A 25731-nucleotide genomic window follows, 5' to 3' on the forward strand; every position below is an offset into this window, starting at 1 on the left:
GCCCCGGAAGCGGACCCCGTCAGTCCGAGAGGACCGCGCGGAGTTGTTCCAGACCCCAGTCGAGGTCCTCCTTCGAGATCACCAGCGGCGGTGCGATCCGGATGGTCGAACCATGGGTGTCCTTCACCAGCACCCCCCGCTCCATCAGCCGCTCCGACACCTCCCGGCCGGTGCCGCGCGCCGGAACGATGTCGATGCCGGCCCACAGCCCGCGGCCCCGCACCGCCTCCACCGCGCCGCCGCCGACCAGCAGCCCCAGCTCCGCGTGCAGGTGCTCGCCCAGTTCGGCCGCCCGCTCCTGGTACTCGCCGGTCCGCAGCATCGCGATCACCTCCAGCGCCACCGCGCAGGCCAGCGGGTTCCCGCCGAAGGTCGAGCCGTGCTCGCCCGGCCGGAACACCCCCAGCACGTCCGCGTCCGCGACCACCGCCGACACCGGCACCACACCGCCGCCCAGCGCCTTGCCCAGGATGTACACGTCCGGCACGACGCCCTCGTGCTCACAGGCGAAGGTGCGGCCCGTCCGGCCCAGGCCCGACTGGATCTCGTCCGCCATGAACAGCACGTTCCGCCGGGACGTCAGCTCCCGCACGCCGCGCAGGTACCCGGCGGGCGGGACGAGGACTCCCGCCTCGCCCTGGATCGGTTCGAGCAGCACCGCCACCGTGTTCTCGGTGACCGCCGCCTCCAGCGCGGTCAGATCGCCGTACGGCACGATCTCGAAGCCGGGGGTGTACGGCCCGTAGTGGTCGCGGGCCTCGTGGTCCGTGGAGAACGACACGATCGTCGTCGTCCGCCCGTGGAAGTTGTTCGCCGCCACCACGATCTTCGCGTGCCCGTCCGGCACGCCCTTCACCTCGTACCCCCACTTCCGGGCCGTCTTCACGGCCGTCTCGACCGCCTCCGCCCCGGTGTTCATCGGCAGCACCGTCTCCTTGCCGCACAGCTCCGCCAGCCGTGCGCAGAACTCGGCGAAGCGGTCGTGGTGGAAGGCCCGGGAGGTGAGCGTCACCCGCTCCAGCTGGGCCTTCGCCGCCTCGATCAGCCGGCGGTTGCCGTGCCCGAAGTTCAGCGCCGAGTAGCCGGCGAGCATGTCCAGGAACCGACGCCCCTCGACGTCCGTCATCCAGGCCCCCTCCGCGGAGGCGACGACGACGGGCAGGGGGTGGTAGTTGTGGGCGCTGTGCGCGTCCGAGGCAGCGATCTCGTCTTGCGTTCTCGACACGGGATCTCCGATCGTCCTGCGGCCGGGGTGGATTGTGGCCCCTTCTTATCGTCGCTCGCATCCCGGACGAAGAAACCTCGGAAGACGGCGCGCCCGCCACTCCGCGCGGACGCGGGGTGGCGGACGGGGGGCGACGGACGCGGGGCGCCCGGCGTACGGGAGACCGGCCTGCCCCCCCGGCGCGCCGTGCCCGGCCCGGCGCAGGGGCCGCCGCTACCGGACGGAGGCCGCGACCCTCAGCGCCTCCGCCCGGTCCGGTATGCCCTCCAGGCGCAGCGTGAGCCCCGCCGACGGGCGGACCCACAGCAGGGTCGGACCCGCCGCCCGCACCTCGTGGCTCCACACCGAACCGTCCGCCGCCGCCAGCGGCACCGCCAGCCGGTGCGGCGCCGCGAACCAGTACGCCCGTGTCCCGTCCGGCAGCACCGCCGGCTCCGGCGCCACGCTCACCGTCTTCTCGAAGGCCGGATCGATCCGTGCCGCGAACTGGTCCAGGCGCACCGCCACCCCCTCCGCCGTCCGCCAGCACACCCCGACCACCACCCGCGGCCCCGACCCCGCCACCGACACCACCGGCGCGGCGCCCGCCGGCTCCGGCAGCAGCGGCGCGAACCCCGCCCGCCGGGCCGCCTCCGCCGGCGGCACCGGCTCCGGACACCGCGGGACCTCCGCCGCCCGCACCGGCGGCGCCCCCGGCGCGTACTCCACCGCGACCCCGCCCACCCCCAGCCACTCCACCACCGCCGCCCGCACCGGCGGCGTCAGCACCGCCACCACCAGCACCCCGGAGAGGGCCGCGAGCAGCGCCCGCCACCGCCGCCGCAGCCACGCCCACCGCTCCGCCCGCTCCTCCGGCCCGACACCCGGCTCGGCCCCCGGCACCACACCCGCACCCGCCCCCGGCACCGCCCCGGCACCCGCCCCCGGCACCGCCCCAGCACCCACCCCCGGCACCGGCTCCACCCCCACCCCCACCCCCGGCGCATGCTCGGCGAGGAGCTGCGCCAGCACCCGCTCGGCCATGGACTCGCCGTCCACGTCCGGCACCCGCAGCGACCGTCCGAGCTCCCGCAGCTCCTCCGGCAGCCTCCCGGGCCCCTCCTCCTCACGCACGCTCCCCACCTCCCTTCGCCTCCGCCGCCTCCGTCGTCTCCGCCGCTTCCATCGCCCGCAGCGCGAGCCCCAGCTTCTTCAGCGCCCGGCTCAGCCGCGACTTCACCGTCCCCCGCGGCCACCCCAGCGCCTCGGCCGTCTCCGACTCGTCCAGCTCCAGCAGATAGCGGTGCACCACCACCCGCCGGTGCTCCTCCGCCAGCCCCTCCAGCGCCGCCCACAGCCGGCGCCGCCGCTCGCCCGCCACCGCCGCCACCGCCGGGTCCGCCGACTCCGGTATCAGCGCCTCGCCCGCCAGCAGTTCCGCCTCCCGCCCGGCCACCGCCCGCTGCCGGCCCGCCGAACGCAGTGTGTTCCTCGTCTCATTGGCCACGATGCTCAGCAGCCACGGCCGGAAGGACGCCCCCTCCCGGAAACTCCCCAGCGAGCGGTACGCCTTGAAGAACGCCGCCTGCACCACGTCCTCCGCCTCCGCGCCCGCCCCGCACGCGACCGCCGCCCGCAGCGCGACCGCGGTGTGAGCGCGGACCAGCTCCGCGTACGCCTCCGGCTCTCCGGCGCGCACCCGGGCGATCACGGCGCTCTCGTCGACGACGGCCGAGCCCCCCTCCCGTGTCCTCACACTCCTGGTACACCGGAAGTCCGGGATCGGTTCCCACACCTGAGAGAATGATGTGCATGGCCTCTGATGCTCCCCGCGTGCTCTCCGGGATCCAGCCCACCTCGGGCTCGTTCCACCTCGGCAACTACCTCGGCGCCGTCCGCCAGTGGGTCGCCCTCCAGGAGTCGCACGACGCCTTCTACATGGTCGTCGACCTGCACGCGATCACCGTGCCGCAGGACCCCGCCGAGCTGAGGGCCAACACCCGGCTCGCCGCCGCGCAGCTCCTCGCCGCCGGCCTCGACCCGGAGCGCTGCACGCTCTTCGTCCAGAGCCACGTGCCCGAGCACGCGCAGCTCGGCTGGGTCATGAACTGCCTCGCCGGCTTCGGCGAGGCCTCCCGCATGACCCAGTTCAAGGACAAGTCGGCCAAGCAGGGCGCCGACCGCGCCACGGTCGGCCTCTTCACCTACCCGATCCTCCAGGTCGCCGACATCCTGCTCTACCAGGCCGACCAGGTCCCGGTCGGCGAGGACCAGCGCCAGCACATCGAGCTGACCCGCGACCTCGCCGAGCGCTTCAACGGCCGTTTCGGGGAGACCTTCACCATCCCGGCGCCGTACATCCTGAAGGAGACGGGGAAGATCTACGACCTCCAGGACCCGTCGATCAAGATGAGCAAGTCGGCCTCCACGCCGAAGGGCCTCATCAACCTCCTCGACGACCCGAAGGTCACCGCCAAGAAGGTCAAGAGCGCCGTCACCGACACCGACACGGTGATCCGCTTCGACCCGGAGAACAAGCCCGGCGTCTCCAACCTCCTCGCGATCATGTCCACCCTCACCGGGACCGGCGTGGCGGACCTGGAGAAGAGCTACGAGGGCAAGATGTACGGCGCCCTCAAGACCGACCTAGCCGAGGTCGTCGTGGACTTCGTCACGCCCTTCAGGACCCGCGTCCAGGAATACCTGGGCGACCCCGAGACGCTGGACTCGATCCTCGCGACGGGCGCCGAGAAGGCCCGTACGGTCGCCGCCGAGACCCTCGCCGCGACGTACGACAAGATCGGCTTCCTGCCCGCGAAGCACTGAGACGACACTGGAACGAAACGGAGACGGCACGGGGTCCGAGGGCCCTGGCCGAAAGGGTGGTGCAGGCCGCACACTGGCGCTGCACCACCTCGCACCGACCCAGGACGACCGACCGACCGACACGACGGAGGAGAACGACGTGGGGACCGTAACGCTCGGCGTTTCGATCGCGGTCCCGGAGCCTCACGGCAGCCTGCTCCAGGAGCGGCGCGCGGGCTTCGGGGACCCCGCCGCGCACGCCATCCCCACCCACGTCACCCTCGTCCCGCCGACCGAGGTCGACCAGGGCCGGCTGCCGGAGATCGAGGCGCACCTCGCCGGCGTCGCCGCCGACTGGCTCCCCTTCGGGATCCGGCTGAGCGGCACCGGCACCTTCCGCCCGCTCTCCCCGGTGGTCTTCGTCACCCTCGCCGAGGGCATGGCCGGGTGCGACCTGCTCCAGGCCCGCCTCCGCGAGGAGGCCGGCCCGCTCGTCCGCGAGCTCCAGTTCCCGTACCACCCGCACGTCACCGTCGCCCACGGCATCGCCGAGGAGGCGATGGACCGGGCCTTCGAGGAACTGGCCGGCTACGAGGCCGCCTGGACCTGCTCCTCCTTCGCCCTCTACGAGCAGGGCACGGACGGCGTGTGGCGGAAGCTGTACGACTACGAGTTCGGCAGCGGCCGCCCCATCTCCGCCGTCCCCGCCCAGGGCGGCACGCCGGTCCGCTCGACCTCCTAGACCTCCGGATCCCCGGACCCCCCGGATCCCCGGAGCCTCGGGCCATTCAGATCTCCGGATCCCGGATCCCGGATCCCGGATCCCCGGACCCCGAGGTCTCCCCGGCCTCCCCGGCCCCCGGCCTCCCTGGCCTCCCTGCCTCCCGGACCTCCGTCAGCGGTTCACACCGGCAGCCGCCGGTGCAGCGGTCGCGGTACGTGCCGGAGCGCCGACGCCACCAGGCGCAGCGGGCCCGGCACCCACACCGTCTCCGAGCGGCGCCGCAGCCCGAGCTCGATCGCACCCGCCACCGCCTCCGGCGTCGTCGCCAGGGAGGTCTCCGGCCGGCCCGCCGTCCGCGCCGAGCGCACGAAGCCCGGCCGCACGACCATCACGTGCACCCCCGTCCCGTGCAGCGCGTCCCCCAGCCCCTGGGTGAAGACGTCGAGCCCCGCCTTCGACGAGCCGTAGATGAAGTCGGCCCGGCGCCCGCGCTCGCCCGCCACCGACGACAGCACCACCAGCGAGCCGTGCCCCTGCGTCTGGAGCGCGCCCGCGCAGACCAGCGCCGCCGAGACGGCCCCCGTGTAGTTGGTCTGCGCGACCCGCACCGCGGCCGCCGGGTCCGACTCGTCGCGCGCCTGGTCGCCGAGGACCCCGAAGGCCAGCAGCACCAGATCGACTTCGCCCTCGGCGAAGACCCGCCCCAGCCGCTCCGCGTGCGCGTCGGTGTCCAGCGCGTCGAAGGGCACGACGTGCACCTCCGCCCCCAGCGCGCGCAGCGACCCGGCCGCCGCGGCCAGTTCGGGGGAGGGCCGGCCGGCCAGCCAGACCGTCCGGGTGCGCCGGGCGATCAGCCGGCGCGCGGTGGCGAGCCCGATGGCGGACGTGCCGCCGAGCAGCAGCAGGGACTGAGGGGCCCCGAAGGCGTCCTTCACGACATCACTCCTGATCACTCCTGAACGGTTCGAACGGTTTCAGAGGCCGAGGCGGCGGGAGAGGTCCGAGCGGAACACGGACCGCGGATCGAGCGCGGCCCGCAGCTCCCGGAAGGCGTCGAGCCGGGGATACATCACGGGGAGCAGCGCGGGCCGCAGCCGGGCGTCCTCGGCGAGGCAGACCCGTCCGCCGGCCGCCGCCACCCGCTCGTCCAGACCGTCGAGGAAGCGACCGAGCCCCGGTGCGCCCGCCGGCACGTCGAGCTCCAGGCACCAGCCGCGCACCGGGAACGCCAGCGGCCCGGCCCCGTCCGCGTCCACCCGCTCCACGCGCGCGTGCCGGGCGCACCGCGCGGGCGAGCGCCGGTCGGCGAGCAGGCCGAGGATCCCTCGCAGCTCCTGCTCCCGACCCTCCGGCACGGCGCACCGATACCGCACGAAAGGGCCGAGGAGTCCGGGGACGGGCGGGAGACCGGACTCCCCGAGGGCGGCGAGGAGCCGGGGGAGGAGGAAGGCGCCGGGGGCGGAAGCCCCGGAACCGGACGCCGTGAGAAGACCGCCGAGGGCACCGGGGCCGTATGGCGGGAACAGGCGGGGGCGCGCCAGGCCCGGCAGCGGCCGCAGCCCGCCCGTCGCACCCGCACCGGACGGGAGGCCCAGCGGGGCGCGGCGGGCCCGGTGGCCGCGGGGGAGTCCGGCGTACGGGACGGGCTCGGCGGTCGTCAGGACCGCGCGGCCCCGGCCGGACAGGTCGACCCACGCGCGCGCGTGCGGCCCCCGGGGCGCGCCCGCGCCGGTCCAGTGGGCGAGGAGCGCGTCGGCGTCGCGGAAGCGGGCGGACCGCTCGCGGACGTAGCCGGTCTCGACGGGCCGCAGGGCGAACTCGGCGGAGAGGACCACCCCGGTGAGGCCGAGCCCGCCGACGGTCGCCTCGCAGAGCGCGTCGCCGGGCCGCACGGTGGTCACGGCCCCGTCGGCGGTGAGGAGTTCGAGCGAGCGGACCCGGCCGGCGAGGGCGCCGCGGGCGATCGCGCCGCCGACGGTGCCCGCCCGGCGGCCGGCCGGGCGGGCGGCGTCGACGAAGCCGGGCGGTGGCTGCCAGCCGTGCGGCAGGAGCGAGCGGGCCAGCCGGTCGAGCCCGATGCCCGCCTCGCACACCACCACGCCCTCCGTCGGGTCGAGGCCGTGGATCCGGTCGAGCCGGGTCAGATCGAGGACGGTTCCGCCGGCGTTCTGCGCCGCGTCCCCGCAGGCGCCGCCGTGACCGCGGGCCACGACGCCGCGCGCTCCCCGGCCGAGCACGGCGCGGGCGGCCTCGGGCGCGGAGCGGGGGCGGGCCAGCAGCGCCAGGGAGGGAGCGGTGCCGCCGGAGCCCGTGAGGGGCACGCAGTCGTCGTCCGGGAGGAAGGTCTCGACAGCCATGAGGGTGACGGTAGCGCCCTATCTGTCGCTTATGCCGCTCTTGCGGCCCGATGTGTCGGTGCGTCGCGGAGCCCCTCCCGTCGTACGGCCGGGCCCGTCCCGCCGCGTCGCCGGACCCGCTCCGCCGCCCAGCCAAGCCCCACCCGCCGCGTCGCCGCGCCCCTCCCGCCCCACGGCCCGGCCCCGTCCCCCGGGAGAAGGCAATCCGGCCTGTCCGAAAGCGGGTTGACCATGGTCGACCGGGATCGACGAGGCCGTCCGGGCGGCATCCCCGCACCGGTCCGGGACGGCGGATCCGCGGCGCCGCCGTCACGCCCTTCCCGCGCACCCCTCGCACCGGCGCTCCGACGGGCGGATTCAGCGCGGACCGCGCGCGCTCTCCGCGTCCGCACTCCGCCACCACCCTCAGCGCCCGCACTCCGCCACCGCACCGAGCCGCGACGGCAGTTCCGGGGTGTCCGGCCCCGGATGCGCGTCCCGCGCACCCCCGCCTCGTACGTTGGAACCATGGACTGGCTGACCAAGCTCCCCGTCATCGGCCCCTGGGTCGCCCGGCTCATGCGCACGCACGCCTGGCGCTCCTACGAGCGGCTCGACGAGGTGCACTGGACCAGGCTCGCCGCCGCCATCACCTTCCTCTCCTTCCTCGCCCTCTTCCCGCTCATCACCGTCGCCGCCGCGATCGGCGCCGCGCTGCTCACCGACGACCAGCTCGACCGGATCGAGGAGAAGCTCTCCGACCAGGTCCCCGGCATCTCCGACCAGCTCGACATCGGCGGCCTCGTCGCCAACGCCGGCACCATCGGCCTCGTCGCCGGCGCCCTGTTGCTCTTCACCGGCATCAGCTGGGTCGGCTCGATGCGGGACTGCCTCCGGGCCGTCTGGCGCCTCGACGACGCCGACGAGGGCAACCCGGTCGTCCGCAAGGGCAAGGACGCCGTCGTCCTCGTCGGCCTCGGCGGCGTCGCCCTCTGCTCGCTCGCCGCCTCCTGGCTCGGCTCCACGGCCGTCGGCTGGACCGCCGACCGCCTCGGCCTCTCCGGCGGCGGCGCCGAAGGCGTCCTGCTCCAGGGCGCCGCCGTGCTCGTCGCCATGGCGGCCGACTTCCTGATCCTGCTCTACGTCCTCAAATGGCTGCCGGGCGTCGAACCGCCGCGCCGCCGCCTCGTGGTGGCCGCCCTGATCGCCGCGGCCGGCTTCGAACTCCTGAAACTGCTGCTCGGCGGCTACATGCGGGAGGTCGCGGCGAAGTCGATGTACGGCGCCTTCGGCGTGCCCGTGGCGCTGCTCCTGTGGATCAACTTCACCGCGAAGCTCCTGCTCTTCTGCTCCGCCTGGACGGCGGTCGGCTCGGCCGGGAAGGCCGGCGCGTCTACGGATTCACGTCCGGATCCGGAGCAGCCGTCCGCGACCGACGACGCGCACCGCCCGCCGCGGGCCAGCGACGGTTGACGAGGAAGACCGCGCCCGCGACCAGCACCAGCACCCCGCCGGCGACGGCCAGCGCGATCCCGGCCCCGCCCGAGCCGCTCTCCTTCGCGGCCGACGCGACGGCGGGCCCGCCCGTCGCCGGACGCTCCTCACCCGGCGCGGCCGCGGCCCCCGACTCCTCGCCGCCCACCGGACGCGCCGACGGGACCACGTTCCTCGGCGGCACCAGCTCACCCACCGGCGTCACCTTCCCCGCCGCCGCGAACCCCCAGTCGAGCAGCCGCGCGGTCTCCTTGTAGACCGCGTGCTGCTCCTTCGACGAGGGGTTCATGACGGTGACGAGCAGCACCCGCCCGTTCCGCTCGGCGACCCCGGTGAAGGTGGCGCCCGCGTGCGTGGTGTTGCCGTTCTTCACGCCGGCGATGCCCGGGTACGGGGCGATGCCGAAGTCGCCGGTCAGCAGCCGGTTGGTGTTCTGGATCTCGAAGGTCTCCCGCTTCTTCCCGGGCTTCGCCTCGCCGGGGAAGGCCGCGCGGGGCGTCGCCGCGTACTCTCGGAACTCCTCCTTCTGCATGCCGCTGCGGGCGATCAGCGTCAGGTCGTACGCCGACGAGACCTGGCCCGGGGCGTCGTACCCGTCCGGCGACTTGACCCGGGTGTCGAGCGCCTGGAGCTCGGCCGCGTGCGCGTTCATCTCGGCGACGGTCTTGGCGAGCCCCTGGTTCATCTCCGTCAGGACGCGCACCGCGTCGTTCCCGGAGCGCAGGAAGACCCCCAGCCACAGGTCCCGGACCGTGTAGGTCTGCTTCTCCTTTATCCCGACGAGGCTGGAGCCCTCGCCGAGCCCCGCCAGGTCCCGCGCCGTGACCAGATGGGTCTGCTTCTTGTCCTTGAACTTCGGCAGCAGCGTGTCCGCGAAGAGCATCTTCAGCGTCGACGCCGGAGCGAGCCGCCAGTGCGCGTTGTGCGAGGCCAGCACCGCGCCGGACTGCGCGTCGGCCACGATCCACGACCGCGCCGACAACTCCTTCGGCAGCACCGGCGCCCCGGTGCCGAGCTTCACCTGGGTCCCCGGCAGCCCCAGCAGCACCCCGCCGACCGACGACATGTTCGGCGGCGGCTTCGGCTGCTCCTCCTTCTTCTCCGGCGCCTTCGTGGTCGCCCCCGGCCTCACCGGTTCATCCGCGTGAGCGGGCCCGGCGGCGAACACGAGCGGAAGCAACAGGGCAGCGGCGACCGCGGCAGCGGTCCTGTTCGAAGCAGACACGATCGAAAACGTACAGCCCCCCGCCCCCGATCCGAACCCCCCGCCCCCTTCCCCCACCGGGCCTCCACCCGGACGCGGGCCGCCCGGGGCCCGTGTCCGTCGGTCGGTGCCGGCGTTGCTCAGCTTGAGCAGGTTCATCTGGACCGCTTTCCGTACGTCACCAATCGGTATGACTCGATGGATGAAAAGAGCAGGTGAGAGAACATGTCCCCGCTGTTGTCCCCCTTGGGGGCGGACCAGTTGGACACGGTGCGGGTGGCCGTCTACGCACGGCAGTCCAAGGCCCGTTCCGACACGTCCGAGGCTTCCCCGGACGCGCAGGTGGCGGCTGGTCAGGCACTGGCGGACGGCCGGGGCTGGGAGGTTGTTCACGTGTTCAAAGACGTCGGGCGGTCCGGTTGGGATCCCGATGTCGTCCGTCCCGCGTTCGAAGCCCTCCTGTCCGCCGTGCGCGCGGGCGAGGTGGACGTGGTGGTGGTCAGTGAGCTGTCCCGGCTGACCCGCAAGGGGGCACGCGACGCCTTGGAGATCGATGACGAGTTCAAGAAGTACGGAGTCCGCTTCGTCTCCGTCCTCGAACCGTTCCTCGACACGTCGAGCGCCATCGGTGTCGCGGTGTTCTCGCTGATCGCGGCCCTGGCGAAGCAGGACAGCGACATCAAGGCGGAGCGTCTGCGCGGGGCCAAGAACGCGATCAGAGCGGTCGGCGGCCGGCATTCGAGCTCGGCTCCCTACGGAATGCGGGCGGTGCGCGAGAAGGTCGGCAACCTCGTCGTGTCCGTCCTCGAACCGGACGGGGACCACCCGGACCACGTGGCGATCGTCGAGCGCATGGTGGAGATGTCGTTCGCCGGAGTCTCCGACAACAGGATCGCCACGACGCTGGATTCGGAGGGGGTGTCCGCAACGGGCGAAGCCGAGCGCCGTGCCACCGAGAGGCGGATGGAGTCCATCAAGGAGCGACGCGTGTCGAAGGAGGACGGTCCCATCTGATGGCGTGCTCAGACAGTGCGGTGGATCCTCTCCCACCCTGCCGTCGGAGGCTTCGCGAGCGAGCGTGTGAAGCGGGGCAAGGCACATGTGAACGTGATCGCCCGGAACGAGGCCGGGACACCCCTGATGCCTCACCGGGGAGTGATCACGGGGGACAGGTGGCTGGAACTCCAGGAGAAGCGCAACAAGCGCACCAAGTCCGAAAGACGGCCCGGCGGAGGGGCCACGCCCACTCTTCTGAGCGGGTGGCGCTTCACCACCTGTGGGGTCTGCGCCGGATCTGTGGGCCAGACCAGGAACAACGGCGGACAGGGCTCCTACATGTGCGCCAATCCCAAGGGGCACGGTGGACTGAGCATCAAGCGCGAGGACGCGGACGACTACGTCGCCGGCAGGTCTGGGCACGGCTCGCCGCTCTGGACATGGACGACGACGAGGACAGGGAATGGGCGGCTGACGCGGCGCTGCGCCTCGCGATGCGGCGGGACGCCTCCGGCGTACGACAGGAGAGGCACGACACGGAAGCACACCTTGAGCACGTCCGGAGCTCCATCGCGGAACTTCAGGCCGACCGGAAGGCGGGGCTCTACCGAGGGCGGGACGAACTGGCCATGTGGCGCGCGACGATGACGCGGTACCGGAGCTTCGAGGACCAGTGCGGCGCAAGGCTGGAGGAGCTGACAGAGCGGACCGCGGCGGCGACCAGGATTCCGCCGGGCTGGTTCGAGCCGGGCGACGCCCCCCTGGGCCCCGGTTCTCCGTGGGCGGCCTGGGACGTCTTCGAACGACGCGAGTTCCTCGGCCTCTTCCTCAGCGGTGTGTCGGTCGGCCCCGGCAGGGACCCGGAAACCCGTAGGTACATCGCGATCGAGGACCGGATGACGCTCCACTGGCGGAGACGAGAAGACGCCGACGGCCGGCCGGCGCCGCGGAGCGATACCGAAGATCCCTTCTCGGTGCCCGCCCCGCTGTGATCCACGCGGACGAGGCGCTACTCGCCCGTCTTCGCCCGCACGCCCCTCAGGCCGATCACGCCGACCGCCGTCCCCAGGGCGAAGGAGGTGATCGCCAGGGCGAGGTGGACCCACAGATACGCCGTGGGGTCGCCGGCATCGTCGAAGGCGAGCCCGCTCGCGTCCTTGAAGAGATTGCGGGCGAAGGTGATCCAGATCACCCAGGACCAGACGCCGAACGCGAGCAGGAACCAAGAGGTGCGTCGGCTGAGTTTCACGGGGGGCCTTCCGAATGGGGCGAGCGGGTCTCTGCCAGTATCCGACCCGTCCCTCCTGGTCCGGCGGCTGGGGTTCTCCCCGTCCCCCGCCGCTCCACCGAACCGACACAAGCGAGGTACCGGGCGTGATCGCCTTCCTGTTCTTCCTCGTCCTGGTGCTCGCGCTGCTCGGCGCGGTCCACTGGTACGTGTGGCGCCGTCTGGTGCGGGACGTCACCATGCCCGGCGGCCGGGCGCGGCGCGTCGGCACGGTGCTGGTGGTCGTGCTGCCGCTGCTCTCGATCGCCGCGCTCGTCTCCGGGCGCGCCGGGGTGCCGTTCGTGGTCCAGCAGGTGGTGGCCTGGCCCGGGTTCCTGTGGCTGGCGCTGCTGCTGTACGTCGTGCTGGCGCTGGTGGTCGGCGAGGCGGTGCGGCCGGTGCTGAGCCGGGTGCTCGCCCGGCGGGCCGCCGCCGCGGCCCCGGCGGCCCCGTCGGCCGCTCCGGTCGCCCCTCCCGCCGCCGAGCCGGTCGCCGCCCCGGTGCCCGAGCCCGTTCCCGTACCGGAGCGGGGGGCGACGCCCGAGTCCGACTCCGAGCCCGTGACGGAGGCGGCGGGGCAGGATGCCGCTCCCGAGACTCCGGCCGCTCCCGAGGCTCTGGCCGTTGACGGGACCCAGGCCGCTCCCGAGACCCAGACCGCCCCCAGCCCCCGGCCCGCGGCGGAGGTCGTGGCCGGAGCGCCCGCCCCCGACGTGTCGCGGCGGCTCTTCGTCGCGCGGGTCGTCGGCGGTGCCGCGGCCGCCGTCGCCGCCGGGACCGTCGCGAACGGGGCGTACGGGGTGCTGCGCGGGCCCCGCGTGAAGCGGGTGACCGTGCCGCTGGCCAAGCTGCCCCGGGCCGCGCACGGGTACCGGATCGCCGTGGTCTCCGACGTCCACCTCGGGCCGATCCTCGGGCGGGCCCACTCCCAGCGGATCGTCGACGCCGTCAACGCCACCCAGCCCGATCTGATCGCCGTCGTCGGCGACCTCGTCGACGGCACCGTGGCGGACCTCGGGTCCGCCGCCGAGCCGCTGGCGCGGCTGCGCGCCCGGCACGGCTCCTTCTTCGTCACCGGCAACCACGAGTACTTCTCCGGCGCCGACGCCTGGGTCGACCACGTCCGCGACCTCGGCATGCGCCCGCTGCGCAACGAGCGCCTGGAGATCCCCGCCGGGTTCGACCTCGCCGGTGTGGACGACGTGGCCGGCGAGAGCGAGGGCCGGGGCCCCGATTTCGGCCGGGCGCTCGGCGACCGCGACCGCTCCCGGACGGCTGTCCTCCTCGCCCACCAGCCGATCGTCATCGACGACGCCGTCGCCCACGGCGTAGACCTCCAGCTCTCCGGACACACCCACGGCGGCCAGCTCTGGCCCGGCAACTTCCTCGCCGAGCTCGCCAACCCGACCGTGGCCGGTCTCGAACGGTACGGAGACACCCAGCTGTACGTCTCCCGGGGCGCCGGAGCCTGGGGGCCGCCGGTCCGGGTCGGCGCGCCCTCCGACATCACCGTCGTCCAACTCGCCTCGAAACAGGCGTAATCGGAGATTGTCACTCCCTGCTCCGGGGTCGATACGTGCTGCTCATCGACTTAAATTCGCATTTCCCGGACATATGCATGCCCTGTGAAAGTTTCCCCTTCCCCCCGTGAAAACCGTGTGATTGGGTGGCGCAAACGCGACAGTTCGGGGGCCGTCGCTCTTTGGGGTATTTGCACGAATAAAGGAAGCACGGCAATGCGGTCGACGGTCCGTCTCCGGATCCTCATCACTTGTGGAGTACTGGTGGCCGCGGGGGTGGGGGGCTGGCAACTCCTGCCCTCCGACGAGGGCCGTGGCGACCCCGTCCCCGTGGGCACCACCGACGAGGTCACCTCGCTCGACCCGGCCGGCGCCTACGACGCCGGCTCCTGGGCGATCTACAGCAACGTCTACCAGTCGCTGCTGACCTTCAAGCCGGGCTTCACCACCCCGACCCCGGACGCCGCAGAGAACTGCCGGTTCATGAGCGACAAGCTCAGCACGTACCAGTGCACGCTCCGGGGCGACCTCACCTTCCCGAGCGGGCGCAAGGTGACGGGCGAGGACGTCAAGTACTCCTTCGACCGGATGCTGAAGATCAAGGACGAGGTCGGTCCCGCGGCGCTCTTCCCGACGCTGAAGAGCGTCGTCGCCGACGGCCTCACCGTCACCTTCAACCTCGGCGGCCGGGACGCCACCTTCCCGCTGAAGCTGGCCACCGGCGCGGGGTCGATCGTCGACCGTGACCGCTACCAGGCCGACGCGCTGCGCCAGGACAACGGCGTCGACGGCACCGGCCCGTACCTCCTCAAGGAGTACAAGCCCGGCCAGAGCGCCCTGCTGGAGCCGAACCCGAACTACCGGGGCGCGCTCCCCGGGACGGGCCGCCCGGTCCTGGTGAAGTACTACAAGCAGTCCGACGACCTGGCGAACGCGTGGAAGGCCGGGGACGTCCAGGTGACGCACCGCCAGCTCCCGCCGTCCTTCGTGGAGAGCCTGGACACCCACGGCGGCAACCGCCTCACCGAGGCGGAGAGCGCCGAGATCCGCAACATCGTCTTCAACACCAGGGCCGACTCGCCGATGGGGGAGAAGGCGGTACGGCGGGCGATCGCGGCGATCCTCGACCGGCCGGCCATCACCACCGGCGCCTACAAGGGCACGGTCGAGCCGCTGTACTCGCTGATCCCGCAGGGGTTCGTCGGCCACAGCACGGCCTTCTACGACCGCTACCCGGCACCGGACGTGAAGAAGGCGAAGAAGCTGCTGGAGGACGCCGGCGTCCAGACGCCGGTCCGGTTCACCTTCGGCTACCGGCAGGACGACACGTACAAGGCCGAGACCGCCCAGATCAAGAAGCAGCTGGAGGAGACCGGGCTCTTCGAGGTGAAGGTCGTGGAGGCCGACTGGCAGACCTTCCAGAAGGGCTACACCAGCGGCGCCTACGACGCCTACACCGTCGGCTGGCTCCCCGACTTCCCCGACTCGGACAGCTTCACGGCCCCGCTCGTCGGCACCGGGAACACCCTGGACAACGGCTACTCCAGCAAGGCCGTGGACAAGCTGATCACCGACACCCAGCGGCACGACGACCGCTCCCGGACGACCGGCGACTTCAAGAGCATCCAGGACCAGGTCGCGCAGGACGTCCCGCTGGTCCCGCTCTGGCAGAAGAACGACTACGTCCTCGCCACCGAGGCCGTCGGCGGCTCGCAGAACCTCTCGGACGGCACCGGCATCTGGCGTCTGTGGGAGCTCTCCTGGCTCTAGGACCTGAGAAGGAGACCGGGACTCCTAGGAGCCCTCGTCCCCGTTCTTCGTCGGGGCGGTCCTGCGGGGCCGCCCCGACGCCGCCATCCCGGCCGCCGTCGGCATGAAGTCCGCGAGGAGGTCGTGGGTCTCCTTGACCAGCGGGCGCAGGATGCGGAAGCGGGAGAGGGAGATCGCCCGGGCGGTCACCGGCGAGAGCCGCTCCACGAGGCGCCGGCTGTTGGCGGCGCCCTCGGAGCGGTCGTACACCCAGAACAGCACCAGGCCCATCTGCTGGAGCCACAGCAGCTGCGGCAGCGCCTCGGAGAGCTCGGGGTCGACCTTCACGGACGCGCCGGAGATCACCCGTCGGTGCACCTCGATGGCCGCCTCGCGAGGGCCCTCCGACTCCGGCGAGAAGGGCGAGAGCGGACTGTCCGGGTCGGCCGCGTTCTTGAAGAACTGGGCCGCGAACTCGTGGTACGGCTCCGCGATGTCGAGCCAGGCGAGCAGCACGCCCCGGATGCGGGCGACCAGTTCCTTCTCGCCGCCCTCCAGGACCGGTTCGACCGCGGCCTGGTGCTCCTCGGCGATCCGGTCGTAGAAGCCCTGGACCAGGTGCTCCTTGGACGCGAAGTAGTAGTAGGCGTTCCCGACCGAGACGCCGGCCTCCTGGGCGATGGCCCGCATGGTGGTCTTGTCGTACCCCCGCTCCCGGAAGAGCCGCAGCGCGGTCTCCAGGATGAGGGTCCGGGTCTGCTCGCTCTTCGGGGCCTTCGGGGCGTCCTGGGCTTTCGGGGCGTCCTGGGCCCGTGGAGCGTCCGGGGCCTTCTTCTCTTCCTTCGCGTCCTTCACGGGGCCGAGCCTAACCGGGCGGACCGGGCACCTCGCAGTGCCCGGTCGCGCAGGACCCGTCGCCGGGGTGCCCGTCCTGCCGTCCGGGGCCCTTGAGCGCCTCGCGCCACTTCGCGGCGGCGAGGACGGTGGCCCGGGCGAAGGGCAGCCCCGTGGGGGTGGCGAGCCAGTGGGCCCTCGGCCGGTGCTCGGCCAGCGCCCAGAGGCAGACGATCCAGGCGGCCGACGCCCGGTACACCTGGCCCCGGTCCCCGACCACGGTGATCTCCCGCAGGGTGGCCGCGTGGTCGAGGTCGGGGAAGAGCTGCCGGGCCCGCTGCGAGCCGGCCGGGACGAGGTCGAGCGGGACGAGCTGCCGCTGCCGCAGCAGCCAGTGCCGCAGGTGCACGCAGAGCGGGCAGTCGGCGTCGTACAGCACGGTCAGGCGCCCGACGGGTGTCATGCCCCGGCACCCGGCGCGGTCGTGGTCCAGCCCTGCGGGGCGACGGGCGGGACCTGCTCGCGCTCCATCACGCCGCGGCGGCGGATCTTGTTGAGGACGTAGACGTTGCCGAGGTGCATGAAGCCGAGGACGAGGAGGACGACGCCCAGCTTCACGGAGAGGGCCTCGAAGAGCGCCCGGGCGTCGAGGACGGCTTCGTCCTGGCTCAGATAGAGGGCGACGAAGCCGAAGTTGACGAGGTAGAAGCCGACCACCAGGAGGTGGTTGACGGCGTCCGCGAGCTTCTCGTCCCCGTGCAGGACGTCGGAGAGGAAGATCCGCCCGTTGCGGCTGAGGGTGCGGCCGACCCAGAGGGTGAGGGCCACGCTGATCAGCAGGTAGGCGATGTACGCGACGACAGTGAGATCCATGCCCCACGCTCCCTTGAACGCGTTCAAATGCTGGTGGTCCTGACTGTAGACCTCCTCTTGAACGCGTTCAAGTCGCGGTGGGAAAGGTGTGGCCAGAGCGGACCGCCACCCCTAGAGTCACGCGGGTGACGCTTTCTCATGACGCGGCCGGCACCGGCCCCCTCACCGTCGTCCTGCTGCACTCCGGGGTCTGCGACCGCCGGATGTGGGACGGGCAGTTCCAGGCCCTCGCCGACGCCGGCCACCGCGTGGTCCGCTGCGACCTCCGCGGCTTCGGGGAGACCCCCGCCGACGCCCCGCACGTCCACGCCGACGACGTACGCGACCTCCTCGACCACCTCGGCGTCGAGCGCGCCGCGCTCGTCGGATCCTCCTTCGGCGGCGAGGTCGCCCTGGAGTTCGCCGCCCGCCACCCCGGCCGGACCGCCTCGCTCACGCTGCTCTGCCCCGCCGCCCCCGTCGAGCACCGGCCGGGACCCGAACTCACCGCCTTCTGGGAGCGGGAGGGGGCGCTCCTCGACGCCGGCGACGTGGAGGCCGCCACCGCCCTCAACGTCGAGCTGTGGCTCGGCCCCGAGGCCGGCGACGAGGCCCGCGCCCTCGTCCACACCATGCAGCGCCGCGCCTTCGAGCTCCAGCTCGACGTCCCCGAGGAGCACGAGGCCCAGCCCGCCGGCGTCACCGAGGACGACCTCGCGACGATCGACGTGCCCGCCCTCGTCGTGACCGGCGCCCACGACCTCCCCGACTTCCGCGCCATGGGCGACAAGCTCGCCGCCCTGCTCCCGGCCGCCCGCCGCGCCGAACTCGACTGGGCCGGCCACCTGCCGTCCCTGGAGCGCCCCGAGGAGACCCTGCGCCTCCTCCTCGACCACCTCGCCGAGGTCAGCGCCCCCGCCGCAGCTGGGCGGTGATCGACGGGTCGGTGATCCGGTCGTCGGCGGCCAGCAGGAACGCCTTCGACAGGATCACCGACAGCATCCCGCCGTCCTCCTCGAACGGCAGGAACACCTTCCCCGCCGCCCGCCCGGCCTCCCGCGAACGGTCCACCACCACGCACAGATACGCGTCCGAGGGCTCCATCAGCACGTTCCCCGAGCCCAGATGGATCCGGTACGCACCCAACTCCCCCCGCACCCGCAGGAACCGGTCCGTCAGCTCCACCCGGTCCGCGAGCCGCGTCCGGGGCAGCAGCCGGGCCAGCGTCTCCCGCCGCACCCGCGCTCCCTCGCCCAGCTCACCGAAGCCCCAGCGCATCCAGTAGTCGCCGTACGCCCGGTCCGCGCCCCGGTCCCGCCAGTCCGGGTCCGCCCCGACCGACGCCACCCCCACGAACAGGTCCACGTCCCGCAGCGCCTCCGACAGCACCAGCGCCGGCACCTCCTCCAGCGGCGCCGCCTCCCACGCCCGCGGCCCGGCCGAGCCCGCCTTCCGCTCGAACCGCACCTGATCGGTCGCGCAGAGCACCGCGGTCCCCTCCGAGTACGCCCCCGGGTCGACCAGATCCAGGAAGAACCGGGCCCGCCACCGCGTCCCCTCCGCGGCCGGCAGCTCACCCGGCGCGGGCAGCTCCTTCACCAGCTCGGTGGAGTCCCCCTCGGAGAAGTACCCCAGGTGCCTCCCCGCCCAGCCCCGGCCCGTCATCAGGGCCCGCGCCTGCCCGTACCGCAGCACGTGCCCGGCGAAGCGGTTCGAGTACGAGGCGGTCTCCCGCTCCGCCGGCGTCAGCGGGTACACCTCGCGGAACACCTGCTTGAACGGCTGCCGCCCCTCCCGGTCGAGCAGCGCCGCCCGCCACTCGGCGACCTCCTCGTCCCCGGCCCGCAGCGGATGCCACAGCCGCAGCCGGTCACCCGCGGCCACCCGCCGCGCGGTGCCGTCCGCCGCCGCCAGCGCCCAGCCCCCGCCGGCCCGCTCGGGAAGCCCGGCCGTCCAGCCCGCACGGTCGTCCCCGCCCCCGACCTCCCAGACCAGCGCCCGCGCCACCGCGCCCGTCACCGGATGCTCCGCGTAGTACCGCTGCCAGTCCTCCGCCGGCCAGGTCGTGCCCGCCGCCAGGTGCTCCTCGAGACGGCCCCGCTCCTCCGCCAGCAGCCCCGACAGCTTCCGCAGCCCCGCCCTGACCTCCTTCAGCTCCTCGGCACGCGCCTCCCGCACCTCCTTCGGAGCGGTCTTCAGGAGCCTTCCCTCCGGGCCCCTGAAGGAGAGCAGCGCCGTGCCCGGCTCCCGAACCGCCAGCTCCGCCGTGTACGCCCCCAGCGCCACCTCCCGCGCCCCGCGCCCGTCGAGACCGAGCGCCGGCACGGCCCGCTCCCGCAGCATCGAGGCGGTCATCCCGGCCCGCGCGGAGACCGCCTCGCGGGCTCGGACGATGCCCTTGACCACCGTCCGGTTGACCACCCGCCTCGGCAGCCGCCCCAGCTCGGCCACCGCCTCCTCGGCCCGGTCGGCGGGCAGCTCACCGAGCACGGCGACCGCCGCCGTCGCGATCGGCTGACTGCGGCACATCCCCCCGGACCCGCCGAGCCCCGTCCCCGCGTTCAGCGCGACCGCCCCGATCAGCGGCACCACCCACTCCTCCCGGAGCTCGGGCGCCGCCCACAACAGCCCTCGGACCAGGGAGGTGTTGCCGTCCCCGGCGAGCGACGCGAGCCCCATGCCGTACGGGTTCAGGTCGTGCACCCGGTGCTCGGGCTGCGCGGCGATCCCCTCCAGCAGCCGCCGCACCACCTCCGCACCCCGCTCCGCCCCGGCCAGCAGCTCCGCCGCCCGCTTCCGCCACACCCGGGTGGCCCGGGGCTTGCCGAGCAGCGCGCAGTGCCCCAGGAACGCGGCGACCCCCGGACCCGACAGCAGCTCCCCATGGGCCTCCCGCATCGCGGGGCCGTAGTCGTCGAGCCCGTCGAGCAGGTGCCGGGGGAGCAGGCCGTCGACCACGGGGGCCTCGCGGGCCAGCAGCGCGTCGATCCGGTCCCGGATCTCCTTGTACTCGTCGGTGTCCGCGTACCACCGGTAGGACTCCGCCAGGAGACGGAGCGTCCGCAGCCGCGGCCGGTCGTAGTCCTCCACCTGCTCGGCCACCGAGACGGCGATCGGCACCACCACCAGGAACGCCTCGCGCAGCTCGTGCGGGGCGAAATCCGCGTCACGCCCGAGGAGCCGCGCGAGCATCAGGTCGCACTCGGCGGCCGACCAGCCGAGCCGCTGCCCGGCCAGGTGGGCGAGCCCGCGCTCCGCGGACTCCCGGTGCGTCCCGTGACGCTGGAGCGCGAACGCCGCCGAACGCCGTCCCGCCGCGTCGAGCCCGTCCAGGAACTCCGTGAGAGCCCCCGCCCGTCCGGCCCGCTCGCGGGCCACCGCCTCGTCCAGCCCGCTCACCGGGCCCGTGATCCCCACCATGCCGACCACGGTAGGCCCCGCCACCGACAACGCCCGGGAGCCCGCCGGCCGAACCGTCCAAAGACGACATGCCCGGCGACGCGGCATCGCCACCCCGATCGGGCACGACCCCCGCACGTACGATCACCCCATGAACCAGCCGGAGCCCTCAGCGCCCCAGGAGCAGGACTGGACCGACGGCCACGTGGCCCGCTGGCGGCCCGTCCTGCCCGGGCTCGACCCCGTCGTCGAAGGCGCGGTCACCCGGATGAAGAAGCTCTCCGTCCACCTCCGCCGGGTCCGCGAGCAGTCCCTCCTCGACTTCGACCTCGAACGCCACGAGTTCGACACCCTGCACAAACTGGCCGGCCGGGGCGGCTCCGCCGCCCCCTCCGAACTGGCCCAGGACCTCGACCTCGCCCCTGCCTCGGTCACCGGCCGCCTCGACGCCCTGGAGAAGCGCGGCCTGGTCCGGCGCGCCCCCGCCGCCGGCGACCGCCGCCGGGTCGTCGTCGAGCTCACCGACGCCGGACGCACCACCTGGTTCGGTGCCATGGACGTCCTCGGCCGCGAGGAGGAGCGTCTCCTCGGCGTCCTGGCCCCCGCCGAGCGCGCCACGCTCAACGACCTGCTCCGGCGCGTCATGCTCGCCGCGGAGGCGGACCCGGCCGCCCCGCACTGGTACCACTGACCGCTTGTCAGTGGCGGTCCCTACCCTCGTCGGCATGGGAACAGTGACCTTCGTCGACGAGACGACCCTCGGCGACCGCACCGCGACCGCACCCCTCGCCGTCGCCGAGGAGCGCCTGCCGCTGCGCGAACTGATAGCCCGCCGGGTGGCCCTGGAGACCGGACCGGAGGGGTACGAGGCCGCGCTCGCCCGCGCCCTGGACGCCTTCGCCCGCAACGGCTTCCTGGTCCTGGTCGGCGACCGCCAGATCGAGGACCCGGACGAGTGGGTGACGCTGGGCCCGGCCACCGAGGTCGTCTTCCTCAGACTGGTCCCGCTGGTCGGCGGCTGACACCGGCCCCGGACGGCGGAAGGCCCCGCCTCCCGGAGGGAGACGGGGCCTTCGCACCACGCGGAGCAGGTCAGAAGCGACGCGTGATCAGCGCGCGCTTCACTTCCTGGATCGCCTTGGTGATCTCGATGCCACGCGGGCAGGCGTCCGTGCAGTTGAACGTGGTGCGGCAGCGCCACACGCCGTCCTTGTCGTTCAGGATCTCCAGGCGCTGCTCGCCGCCCTCGTCGCGCGAGTCGAAGATGAAGCGGTGCGCGTTGACGATCGCGGCCGGACCGAAGTACTGGCCGTCGTTCCAGAAGACCGGGCAGGACGACGTGCACGCGGCGCACAGGATGCACTTGGTGGTGTCGTCGAAGCGCTCGCGGTCCTCGGGGGACTGCTTGCGCTCGCGGGTCGGCTCGTTCCCCTTGGTGATGAGGAAGGGCATGACGTCGCGGTACGCCTGGAAGAAGGGCTCCATGTCGACCACGAGGTCCTTCAGCACCGTGAGGCCCTTGATGGGCTCGACGGTGATCGGCTTCTCGGGGTTGATGTCCTTGATCAGCGTCTTGCAGGCGAGCCTGTTCTTGCCGTTGATCCGCATCGCGTCGGAGCCGCAGATGCCGTGCGCGCAGGAGCGACGGAAGGTGAGCGTGCCGTCCATGTCCCACTTGATCTTGTGGAGACCGTCGAGCACACGCTCCTTCGGGTCGATGTCGACCTGGAAGTCCTCCCAGACCACCGCGTCCGAGACCTCGGGGTTGAAGCGGCGGATCCGGAAGGTGACCGTGATGTACGGGGAGGAGGGGGACGAAGGGGAAGGTGACTCGACCTTGTCCAGAACGGGGGTGGCCATCAGTACTTACGCTCCATCGGCTGGTAGCGGGTCGTCACGACCGGCTTGTAGTCGAGACGCACGGTCTCGGAGCCGTCCTCGCCGACCTCGCGGTACGCCATCGTGTGGCGCATGAAGTTGACGTCGTCGCGGTTGGGGTAGTCCTCGCGGTAGTGACCGCCGCGGGACTCCTTGCGCGCCAGGGCCGAGACGGCCATGACCTCGGCCAGTTCGAGCAGGTTGCCCAGCTCGACGGCCTCCAGGAGGTCGGTGTTGAAGCGCTTGCCCTTGTCCTGGATGGACACGTTCTTGTAGCGCTCGCGCAGCTCGGCGATCTTCTCGACGGCCGTCTTGATGGTCTGCTCCGTGCGGAACACCATCACGTTGGCGTCCATCGTCTCCTGGAGCTCGCGGCGCACGTCGGCGACCCGCTCGGTGCCCGTGGAGTTGCGCAGGTTCTCGATCTGCGCGACGACCAGCGACTCCGGGTTCTCCGGCAGCTCGACGTAGTCGTGCTTGTGGGAGTACTCGGCGGCGGCGATGCCCGCGCGGCGCCCGAAGACGTTGATGTCGAGCAGCGAGTTGGTGCCGAGGCGGTTGGCGCCGTGCACCGACACGCAGGCGACCTCGCCGGCCGCGTACAGGCCCGGGACGACGGTGGTGTTGTCCGAGAGGACCTCACCCTCGACGTTGGTCGGGATGCCGCCCATGGCGTAGTGCGCGGTGGGCTGGATCGGGATCGGGTCCGTGTACGGCTCGATGCCGAGGTACGTACGGGCGAACTCGGTGATGTCCGGGAGCTTGGCGTCGAGCTGCTCCGGCGGGAGGTGCGTCAGGTCCAGGTAGACGTGGTCGCCCTCGGGACCGCAGCCGCGGCCCTCGCGGATCTCCGTGTAGATGGAGCGGGAGACGACGTCACGGGACGCGAGGTCCTTCATGACCGGCGCGTACTTCTCCATGAAGCGCTCGCCGTCCTTGTTGCGGAGGATGCCGCCCTCACCGCGGGCGCCCTCCGTCAGCAGGATGCCCATGCGCCAGATGCCCGTCGGGTGGAACTGGAAGAACTCCATGTCCTCCAGGGGCAGGCCGCGGCGGTAGCAGGCGGCCTGGCCGTCACCGGTCAGGGTGTGGGCGTTCGACGTCACCTTGAAGAACTTGCCGGTGCCGCCGGAGGCGTAGACGACCGCCTTCGCCTGGAAGATGTGGATCTCGCCCGTGGCCAGCTCGTACGCGACGACGCCGGCGGACTTCTTGACGCCGTCGACCTCGACGATGAGCTGGTCCAGGACGTAGAACTCGTTGAAGAACTCCACGCCCTCCTTGATGCAGTTCTGGTACAGCGTCTGGAGGATCATGTGGCCGGTGCGGTCGCCCGAGTAGCAGGCGCGGCGGACCGGGGCCTCGCCGTGGTTGCGGGAGTGACCGCCGAACCGGCGCTGGTCGATGTCGCCGTTGGGCGTACGACCGAAGGGCAGGCCCATCTTCTCCAGGTCGAGGACGGCGTCGATGGCCTCCTTCGCCAGGATCTCGGCGGCGTCCTGGTCGACCAGGTAGTCACCGCCCTTGACCGTGTCGAAGGTGTGCCACTCCCAGTTGTCCTCCTCCACGTTGGCCAGCGCGGCGGCCATGCCGCCCTGCGCGGCGCCCGTGTGGGAGCGGGTGGGGTAGAGCTTCGTCAGCACGGCGGTGCGGCTGCGCTTCGTCGCCTCGATGGCGGCGCGCATGCCGGCGCCGCCGGCGCCGACGATGACGGTGTCGTACTTGTGGATCTTCATGGCGTGGTTACCTCAGCCCCGTGCCTAGCGGATGTTCGGGTCGAAGGTGAAGATCACCAGCGTGCCCAGAAGGATGGTGAACACCGTGGCGGTGTACAGCAGGCCCTTGAGCCAAAGGCGCGTGTTGGGGCGCTCCGCGTAGTCGTTGATGACGGTACGGAGGCCGTTGGCGCCGTGCAGCATCGCGAGCCACAGCATCAGCAGGTCCCAGACCTGCCAGAACGGGGACGCCCAGCGGCCGGCCACGAAGGCGAAGCCGATCTTGGAGACGCCGCCGTCCAGGAAGAGCTGGATCAGCAGGTGGCCGAGGACGAGGACCACGAGGACGACGCCCGAGAGGCGCATGAAGAGCCACGCGGCCATCTCGAAGTTGCCGCGGGTCGCGCGCGGGGTCCTGCCGGTGCGCTTGCGCGGGGCCTCGATGTACGGGGCGGGGTTGTCCGCGTCGTAGGAGGCGCCCTCGACGGGACCGATCGCGGAGGTGGTGTCAGCAGACATGTCTGAGATCAGCTCCCGAACAGTTCACGTGCGGCGTGGCCGAGGACGGGGTAGACGGAGCCCGCCATCAGCACGGCCCAGATGCCCACGACGGTCCAGAGCATCTGCTTCTGGTAGCGCGGGCCCTTGGACCAGAAGTCCACGGCGATGACACGGAGACCGTTCAGCGCGTGGAAGAGGATGGCGGCGACCAGGCCGTACTCCAGAAGAGCGACGATCGGCGTCTTGTAGGTCGCGACGACCTCGTCGTACGCCTCGGGGGAGACGCGGACGAGAGCGGTGTCCAGCACGTGTACGAACAGGAAGAAGAAGATGAGGACGCCGGTGACTCGGTGAGCCACCCAGGACCACATTCCTTCCCGGCCGCGGTACAGCGTTCCAGCCGGCACGGAAAAACCCTCCGGGAGCGGGGATCGGGGCCCGGCCGGCTTCTCTGTCGGTCTGGCCCGGCCGGGTACGGTCCACCGGCCCCGGTCATCGTAGCGACGACTTGTCGGTTCGCTCGCGCGGGGTCCGTCAGTGTGATCAAACAGGCACGGACGGACTATCGTCCGGGGCGGAATCGGCCCTTTCCGGGGAGAATCACAGCTCCGCGCGGCCGTGGGTGAGCCCCTGGGCGAGCGCGAAGGCGAGCCGGGAGCGGGCGAGCCGGCGCAGTTCGTCGGCCGCGACGGCCCGCTCCTCGTCCGGTTCGTTGCCGAGACGTGACCGGATCCCGGCCAGGACGGCGTCCAGCCGCTCGCCCGGCCGCACCTCGTTCAGGCTGATGACGAACGCGTGCCCGAACCGGCTCTCGTACGCGGCGTGCGCGGCGTGCAGCGCGGTCCTGGCGGCCGGCGGCGCGTCGGGGTGCGGCGCGGAGGACTCGGCGGCCAGCGCCTCGTCCAGATCGGGCCCGGTCAGGTCGTACCCGGCCTCCTCGGCGGCGGCCAGCAGGGCGTCCACCGTGGGGTAGGGCCGGTGCGCGGCGATCCGCTCGGCCCAGCGGAGGCTGCGGCAGCAGGAGAGCAGCAGCCCGACCGCCTCGGCGGGGGCGGCGGCGTTGAGCAGCAGCAGGCCGTGCGGGGCGCCGGAGGACTTCTGGGCGGGTATGGCAGGCGCGTCCGCCGGGCCCGGCTTGCGGCAGGGGGCGTGCGTGTCGCTGGTCAGCGTGGGCTCCGGGACGGCGGGACGAATGGGGTGGGCGTGACGCAACGTTATCGACGGGACGGGCGAAGTGTCCGACGGGTGCGCGA

General features: G+C 72.7%; 26 protein-coding genes and 1 pseudogene. 11 read left to right on the forward strand and 16 right to left on the reverse strand.

The window, feature by feature from the left end; translation table 11 throughout:
* Positions 1-19: 19 nt before the first annotated feature.
* The 3 genes from rocD to ACFYT9_RS09650 all read right to left on the reverse strand — a co-directional run bounded on the left by rocD (position 20) and on the right by ACFYT9_RS09650 (position 2960).
* On the reverse strand, positions 20-1225 hold the full coding sequence (rocD, locus tag ACFYT9_RS09640) for an ornithine--oxo-acid transaminase (RefSeq protein ID WP_376604490.1): 1206 nt from the start codon (positions 1223-1225) through the stop codon (positions 20-22).
* A 213-nt stretch (positions 1226-1438) separates the two neighbouring features.
* On the reverse strand, positions 1439-2338 hold the full coding sequence (locus tag ACFYT9_RS09645; protein WP_389162008.1) for a hypothetical protein: 900 nt from the start codon (positions 2336-2338) through the stop codon (positions 1439-1441).
* Complete coding sequence (locus tag ACFYT9_RS09650; RefSeq protein ID WP_387273784.1) at positions 2331-2960, reverse strand: RNA polymerase sigma factor; 630 nt, start codon at positions 2958-2960, stop codon at positions 2331-2333. The genes ACFYT9_RS09645 and ACFYT9_RS09650 overlap by 8 nt, the downstream gene beginning before the upstream one ends.
* 56 nt (positions 2961-3016) lie before the next feature.
* Between ACFYT9_RS09650 and trpS the strand changes: the two genes are divergently transcribed.
* Positions 3017-4030: a tryptophan--tRNA ligase gene (gene trpS / locus ACFYT9_RS09655; RefSeq protein WP_387273786.1), complete on the forward strand. Its 1014-nt coding sequence runs from the start codon at positions 3017-3019 to the stop codon at positions 4028-4030.
* Between the two features lie 139 nt (positions 4031-4169).
* On the forward strand, positions 4170-4751 hold the full coding sequence (locus tag ACFYT9_RS09660) for a 2'-5' RNA ligase family protein (RefSeq protein WP_389162010.1): 582 nt from the start codon (positions 4170-4172) through the stop codon (positions 4749-4751).
* A gap of 161 nt (positions 4752-4912) precedes the next feature.
* Here the strand turns inward: ACFYT9_RS09660 and ACFYT9_RS09665 are convergent, their stop codons facing one another.
* The gene (locus ACFYT9_RS09665) at positions 4913-5668 is read right to left on the reverse strand and encodes a decaprenylphospho-beta-D-erythro-pentofuranosid-2-ulose 2-reductase (protein WP_389162012.1); all 756 of its coding nucleotides are present in this window, start codon (positions 5666-5668) and stop codon (positions 4913-4915) included.
* A gap of 39 nt (positions 5669-5707) precedes the next feature.
* The gene (locus ACFYT9_RS09670) at positions 5708-7090 is read right to left on the reverse strand and encodes an FAD-binding oxidoreductase (RefSeq protein ID WP_389162014.1); all 1383 of its coding nucleotides are present in this window, start codon (positions 7088-7090) and stop codon (positions 5708-5710) included.
* Positions 7091-7597: 507 nt separating this feature from the next.
* On the opposite strand from ACFYT9_RS09670, the gene ACFYT9_RS09675 reads away from it, so the two are divergent.
* A complete protein-coding gene (locus ACFYT9_RS09675) occupies positions 7598-8542 on the forward strand; it encodes a YihY/virulence factor BrkB family protein (RefSeq protein ID WP_389162016.1) in 945 nt (314 codons plus the stop codon).
* Here ACFYT9_RS09675 and ACFYT9_RS09680 read toward each other — a convergent pair.
* Positions 8463-9788: a D-alanyl-D-alanine carboxypeptidase gene (locus ACFYT9_RS09680; protein WP_389162018.1), complete on the reverse strand. Its 1326-nt coding sequence runs from the start codon at positions 9786-9788 to the stop codon at positions 8463-8465. The genes ACFYT9_RS09675 and ACFYT9_RS09680 overlap by 80 nt on opposite strands.
* Before the next feature lie 204 nt (positions 9789-9992).
* Between ACFYT9_RS09680 and ACFYT9_RS09685 the strand changes: the two genes are divergently transcribed.
* The 3 genes and pseudogenes from ACFYT9_RS09685 (at position 9993) to ACFYT9_RS09695 (ending at position 11755) form a co-directional block, all read left to right on the forward strand.
* Entirely contained in the window at positions 9993-10781 is a 789-nt protein-coding gene (locus ACFYT9_RS09685; RefSeq protein ID WP_389162020.1) for a recombinase family protein, read from the forward strand.
* A gap of 15 nt (positions 10782-10796) precedes the next feature.
* Positions 10797-10913: pseudogene (locus tag ACFYT9_RS09690) on the forward strand (hypothetical protein); the annotation flags it as partial.
* Positions 10914-11203: 290 nt separating this feature from the next.
* The gene (locus ACFYT9_RS09695) at positions 11204-11755 is read left to right on the forward strand and encodes a hypothetical protein (protein WP_389162119.1); all 552 of its coding nucleotides are present in this window, start codon (positions 11204-11206) and stop codon (positions 11753-11755) included.
* A gap of 17 nt (positions 11756-11772) precedes the next feature.
* Here the strand turns inward: ACFYT9_RS09695 and ACFYT9_RS09700 are convergent, their stop codons facing one another.
* The gene (locus ACFYT9_RS09700) at positions 11773-12012 is read right to left on the reverse strand and encodes an SCO4848 family membrane protein (protein ID WP_376602612.1); all 240 of its coding nucleotides are present in this window, start codon (positions 12010-12012) and stop codon (positions 11773-11775) included.
* Between the two features lie 125 nt (positions 12013-12137).
* Here ACFYT9_RS09700 and ACFYT9_RS09705 point away from each other — a divergent pair, with 125 nt between their 5' ends.
* Together ACFYT9_RS09705 and ACFYT9_RS09710 are read left to right on the forward strand one after the other, a co-directional pair.
* Positions 12138-13571 carry a metallophosphoesterase gene (locus ACFYT9_RS09705; RefSeq protein ID WP_389162023.1) on the forward strand — a complete coding sequence of 478 codons (1434 nt, stop codon included), beginning with the start codon at positions 12138-12140 and terminating at the stop codon, positions 13569-13571.
* 195 nt (positions 13572-13766) lie between these two features.
* Positions 13767-15320, forward strand: coding sequence for an ABC transporter substrate-binding protein (locus ACFYT9_RS09710; RefSeq protein ID WP_387273798.1), 1554 nt, complete (start codon positions 13767-13769; stop codon positions 15318-15320).
* 24 nt (positions 15321-15344) lie between these two features.
* Here the strand turns inward: ACFYT9_RS09710 and ACFYT9_RS09715 are convergent, their stop codons facing one another.
* From ACFYT9_RS09715 to ACFYT9_RS09725, 3 genes are read right to left on the reverse strand one after another with little or no spacing between them, the layout of a single operon-like run.
* Complete coding sequence (locus ACFYT9_RS09715; RefSeq protein WP_389162025.1) at positions 15345-16154, reverse strand: TetR/AcrR family transcriptional regulator; 810 nt, start codon at positions 16152-16154, stop codon at positions 15345-15347.
* Between the two features lie 10 nt (positions 16155-16164).
* Complete coding sequence (locus tag ACFYT9_RS09720; RefSeq protein ID WP_389162027.1) at positions 16165-16596, reverse strand: thiol-disulfide oxidoreductase DCC family protein; 432 nt, start codon at positions 16594-16596, stop codon at positions 16165-16167.
* On the reverse strand, positions 16593-17006 hold the full coding sequence (locus tag ACFYT9_RS09725; RefSeq protein WP_389162028.1) for a hypothetical protein: 414 nt from the start codon (positions 17004-17006) through the stop codon (positions 16593-16595). Before ACFYT9_RS09725 ends, ACFYT9_RS09720 begins: the two co-directional genes overlap by 4 nt.
* A gap of 125 nt (positions 17007-17131) precedes the next feature.
* Here ACFYT9_RS09725 and ACFYT9_RS09730 point away from each other — a divergent pair, with 125 nt between their 5' ends.
* Positions 17132-17920, forward strand: coding sequence for an alpha/beta fold hydrolase (locus tag ACFYT9_RS09730; RefSeq protein ID WP_389162030.1), 789 nt, complete (start codon positions 17132-17134; stop codon positions 17918-17920).
* On the opposite strand, the gene ACFYT9_RS09735 is transcribed toward ACFYT9_RS09730, so the two are convergent.
* The gene (locus tag ACFYT9_RS09735; RefSeq protein ID WP_389162032.1) at positions 17892-20405 is read right to left on the reverse strand and encodes a DUF4132 domain-containing protein; all 2514 of its coding nucleotides are present in this window, start codon (positions 20403-20405) and stop codon (positions 17892-17894) included. The genes ACFYT9_RS09730 and ACFYT9_RS09735 overlap by 29 nt on opposite strands.
* Before the next feature lie 130 nt (positions 20406-20535).
* Here ACFYT9_RS09735 and ACFYT9_RS09740 point away from each other — a divergent pair, with 130 nt between their 5' ends.
* Both ACFYT9_RS09740 and ACFYT9_RS09745 read left to right on the forward strand, forming a co-directional pair.
* Complete coding sequence (locus ACFYT9_RS09740) at positions 20536-21075, forward strand: MarR family winged helix-turn-helix transcriptional regulator (RefSeq protein ID WP_387273810.1); 540 nt, start codon at positions 20536-20538, stop codon at positions 21073-21075.
* A gap of 34 nt (positions 21076-21109) precedes the next feature.
* A complete protein-coding gene (locus ACFYT9_RS09745; RefSeq protein WP_387273812.1) occupies positions 21110-21406 on the forward strand; it encodes a hypothetical protein in 297 nt (98 codons plus the stop codon).
* A gap of 70 nt (positions 21407-21476) precedes the next feature.
* Here the strand turns inward: ACFYT9_RS09745 and ACFYT9_RS09750 are convergent, their stop codons facing one another.
* The 5 genes from ACFYT9_RS09750 to ACFYT9_RS09770 all read right to left on the reverse strand — a co-directional run bounded on the left by ACFYT9_RS09750 (position 21477) and on the right by ACFYT9_RS09770 (position 25690).
* Positions 21477-22244 (reverse strand): succinate dehydrogenase iron-sulfur subunit, encoded by a 768-nt coding sequence (locus ACFYT9_RS09750; RefSeq protein ID WP_387273814.1) that lies wholly within the window; start codon positions 22242-22244, stop codon positions 21477-21479.
* Complete coding sequence (sdhA, locus tag ACFYT9_RS09755) at positions 22244-23998, reverse strand: succinate dehydrogenase flavoprotein subunit (protein ID WP_376599583.1); 1755 nt, start codon at positions 23996-23998, stop codon at positions 22244-22246. The genes ACFYT9_RS09750 and sdhA overlap by 1 nt, the downstream gene beginning before the upstream one ends.
* Before the next feature lie 24 nt (positions 23999-24022).
* Entirely contained in the window at positions 24023-24496 is a 474-nt protein-coding gene (locus ACFYT9_RS09760; protein WP_360312501.1) for a succinate dehydrogenase hydrophobic membrane anchor subunit, read from the reverse strand.
* Positions 24497-24504: 8 nt separating this feature from the next.
* Positions 24505-24885 (reverse strand): succinate dehydrogenase, cytochrome b556 subunit, encoded by a 381-nt coding sequence (sdhC, locus tag ACFYT9_RS09765; protein ID WP_360312499.1) that lies wholly within the window; start codon positions 24883-24885, stop codon positions 24505-24507.
* A gap of 193 nt (positions 24886-25078) precedes the next feature.
* Positions 25079-25690: a 2-oxo-4-hydroxy-4-carboxy-5-ureidoimidazoline decarboxylase gene (locus ACFYT9_RS09770; protein WP_376599585.1), complete on the reverse strand. Its 612-nt coding sequence runs from the start codon at positions 25688-25690 to the stop codon at positions 25079-25081.
* Between the last annotated feature and the right edge of the window lie 41 nt (positions 25691-25731).

Origin of the sequence: Streptomyces sp. NPDC004435 (assembly GCF_042873895.1) — a bacterium.
In the GTDB taxonomy this organism is placed as follows: Bacteria; Actinomycetota; Actinomycetes; order Streptomycetales; family Streptomycetaceae; genus Streptomyces.

Bases quoted from the DNA above. Each gene is read 5' to 3' on its own strand.
- trpS (WP_387273786.1), top strand. From the start codon at position 3,017: ATGGCCTCTGATGCTCCCCGCGTGCTCTCCGGGATCCAGCCCACCTCG.
- sdhA (WP_376599583.1), bottom strand. From the start codon at position 23,998: ATGAAGATCCACAAGTACGACACCGTCATCGTCGGCGCCGGCGGCGCC.
- ACFYT9_RS09685 (WP_389162020.1), top strand. From the start codon at position 9,993: ATGTCCCCGCTGTTGTCCCCCTTGGGGGCGGACCAGTTGGACACGGTG.
- ACFYT9_RS09675 (WP_389162016.1), top strand. From the start codon at position 7,598: ATGGACTGGCTGACCAAGCTCCCCGTCATCGGCCCCTGGGTCGCCCGG.
- ACFYT9_RS09710 (WP_387273798.1), top strand. From the start codon at position 13,767: ATGCGGTCGACGGTCCGTCTCCGGATCCTCATCACTTGTGGAGTACTG.
- ACFYT9_RS09695 (WP_389162119.1), top strand. From the start codon at position 11,204: ATGGACGACGACGAGGACAGGGAATGGGCGGCTGACGCGGCGCTGCGC.
- ACFYT9_RS09725 (WP_389162028.1), bottom strand. From the start codon at position 17,006: ATGGATCTCACTGTCGTCGCGTACATCGCCTACCTGCTGATCAGCGTG.
- ACFYT9_RS09745 (WP_387273812.1), top strand. From the start codon at position 21,110: ATGGGAACAGTGACCTTCGTCGACGAGACGACCCTCGGCGACCGCACC.
- ACFYT9_RS09670 (WP_389162014.1), bottom strand. From the start codon at position 7,090: ATGGCTGTCGAGACCTTCCTCCCGGACGACGACTGCGTGCCCCTCACG.
- ACFYT9_RS09735 (WP_389162032.1), bottom strand. From the start codon at position 20,405: ATGGTGGGGATCACGGGCCCGGTGAGCGGGCTGGACGAGGCGGTGGCC.
- ACFYT9_RS09720 (WP_389162027.1), bottom strand. From the start codon at position 16,596: ATGACACCCGTCGGGCGCCTGACCGTGCTGTACGACGCCGACTGCCCG.
- ACFYT9_RS09740 (WP_387273810.1), top strand. From the start codon at position 20,536: ATGAACCAGCCGGAGCCCTCAGCGCCCCAGGAGCAGGACTGGACCGAC.
- ACFYT9_RS09760 (WP_360312501.1), bottom strand. From the start codon at position 24,496: ATGTCTGCTGACACCACCTCCGCGATCGGTCCCGTCGAGGGCGCCTCC.
- ACFYT9_RS09750 (WP_387273814.1), bottom strand. From the start codon at position 22,244: ATGGCCACCCCCGTTCTGGACAAGGTCGAGTCACCTTCCCCTTCGTCC.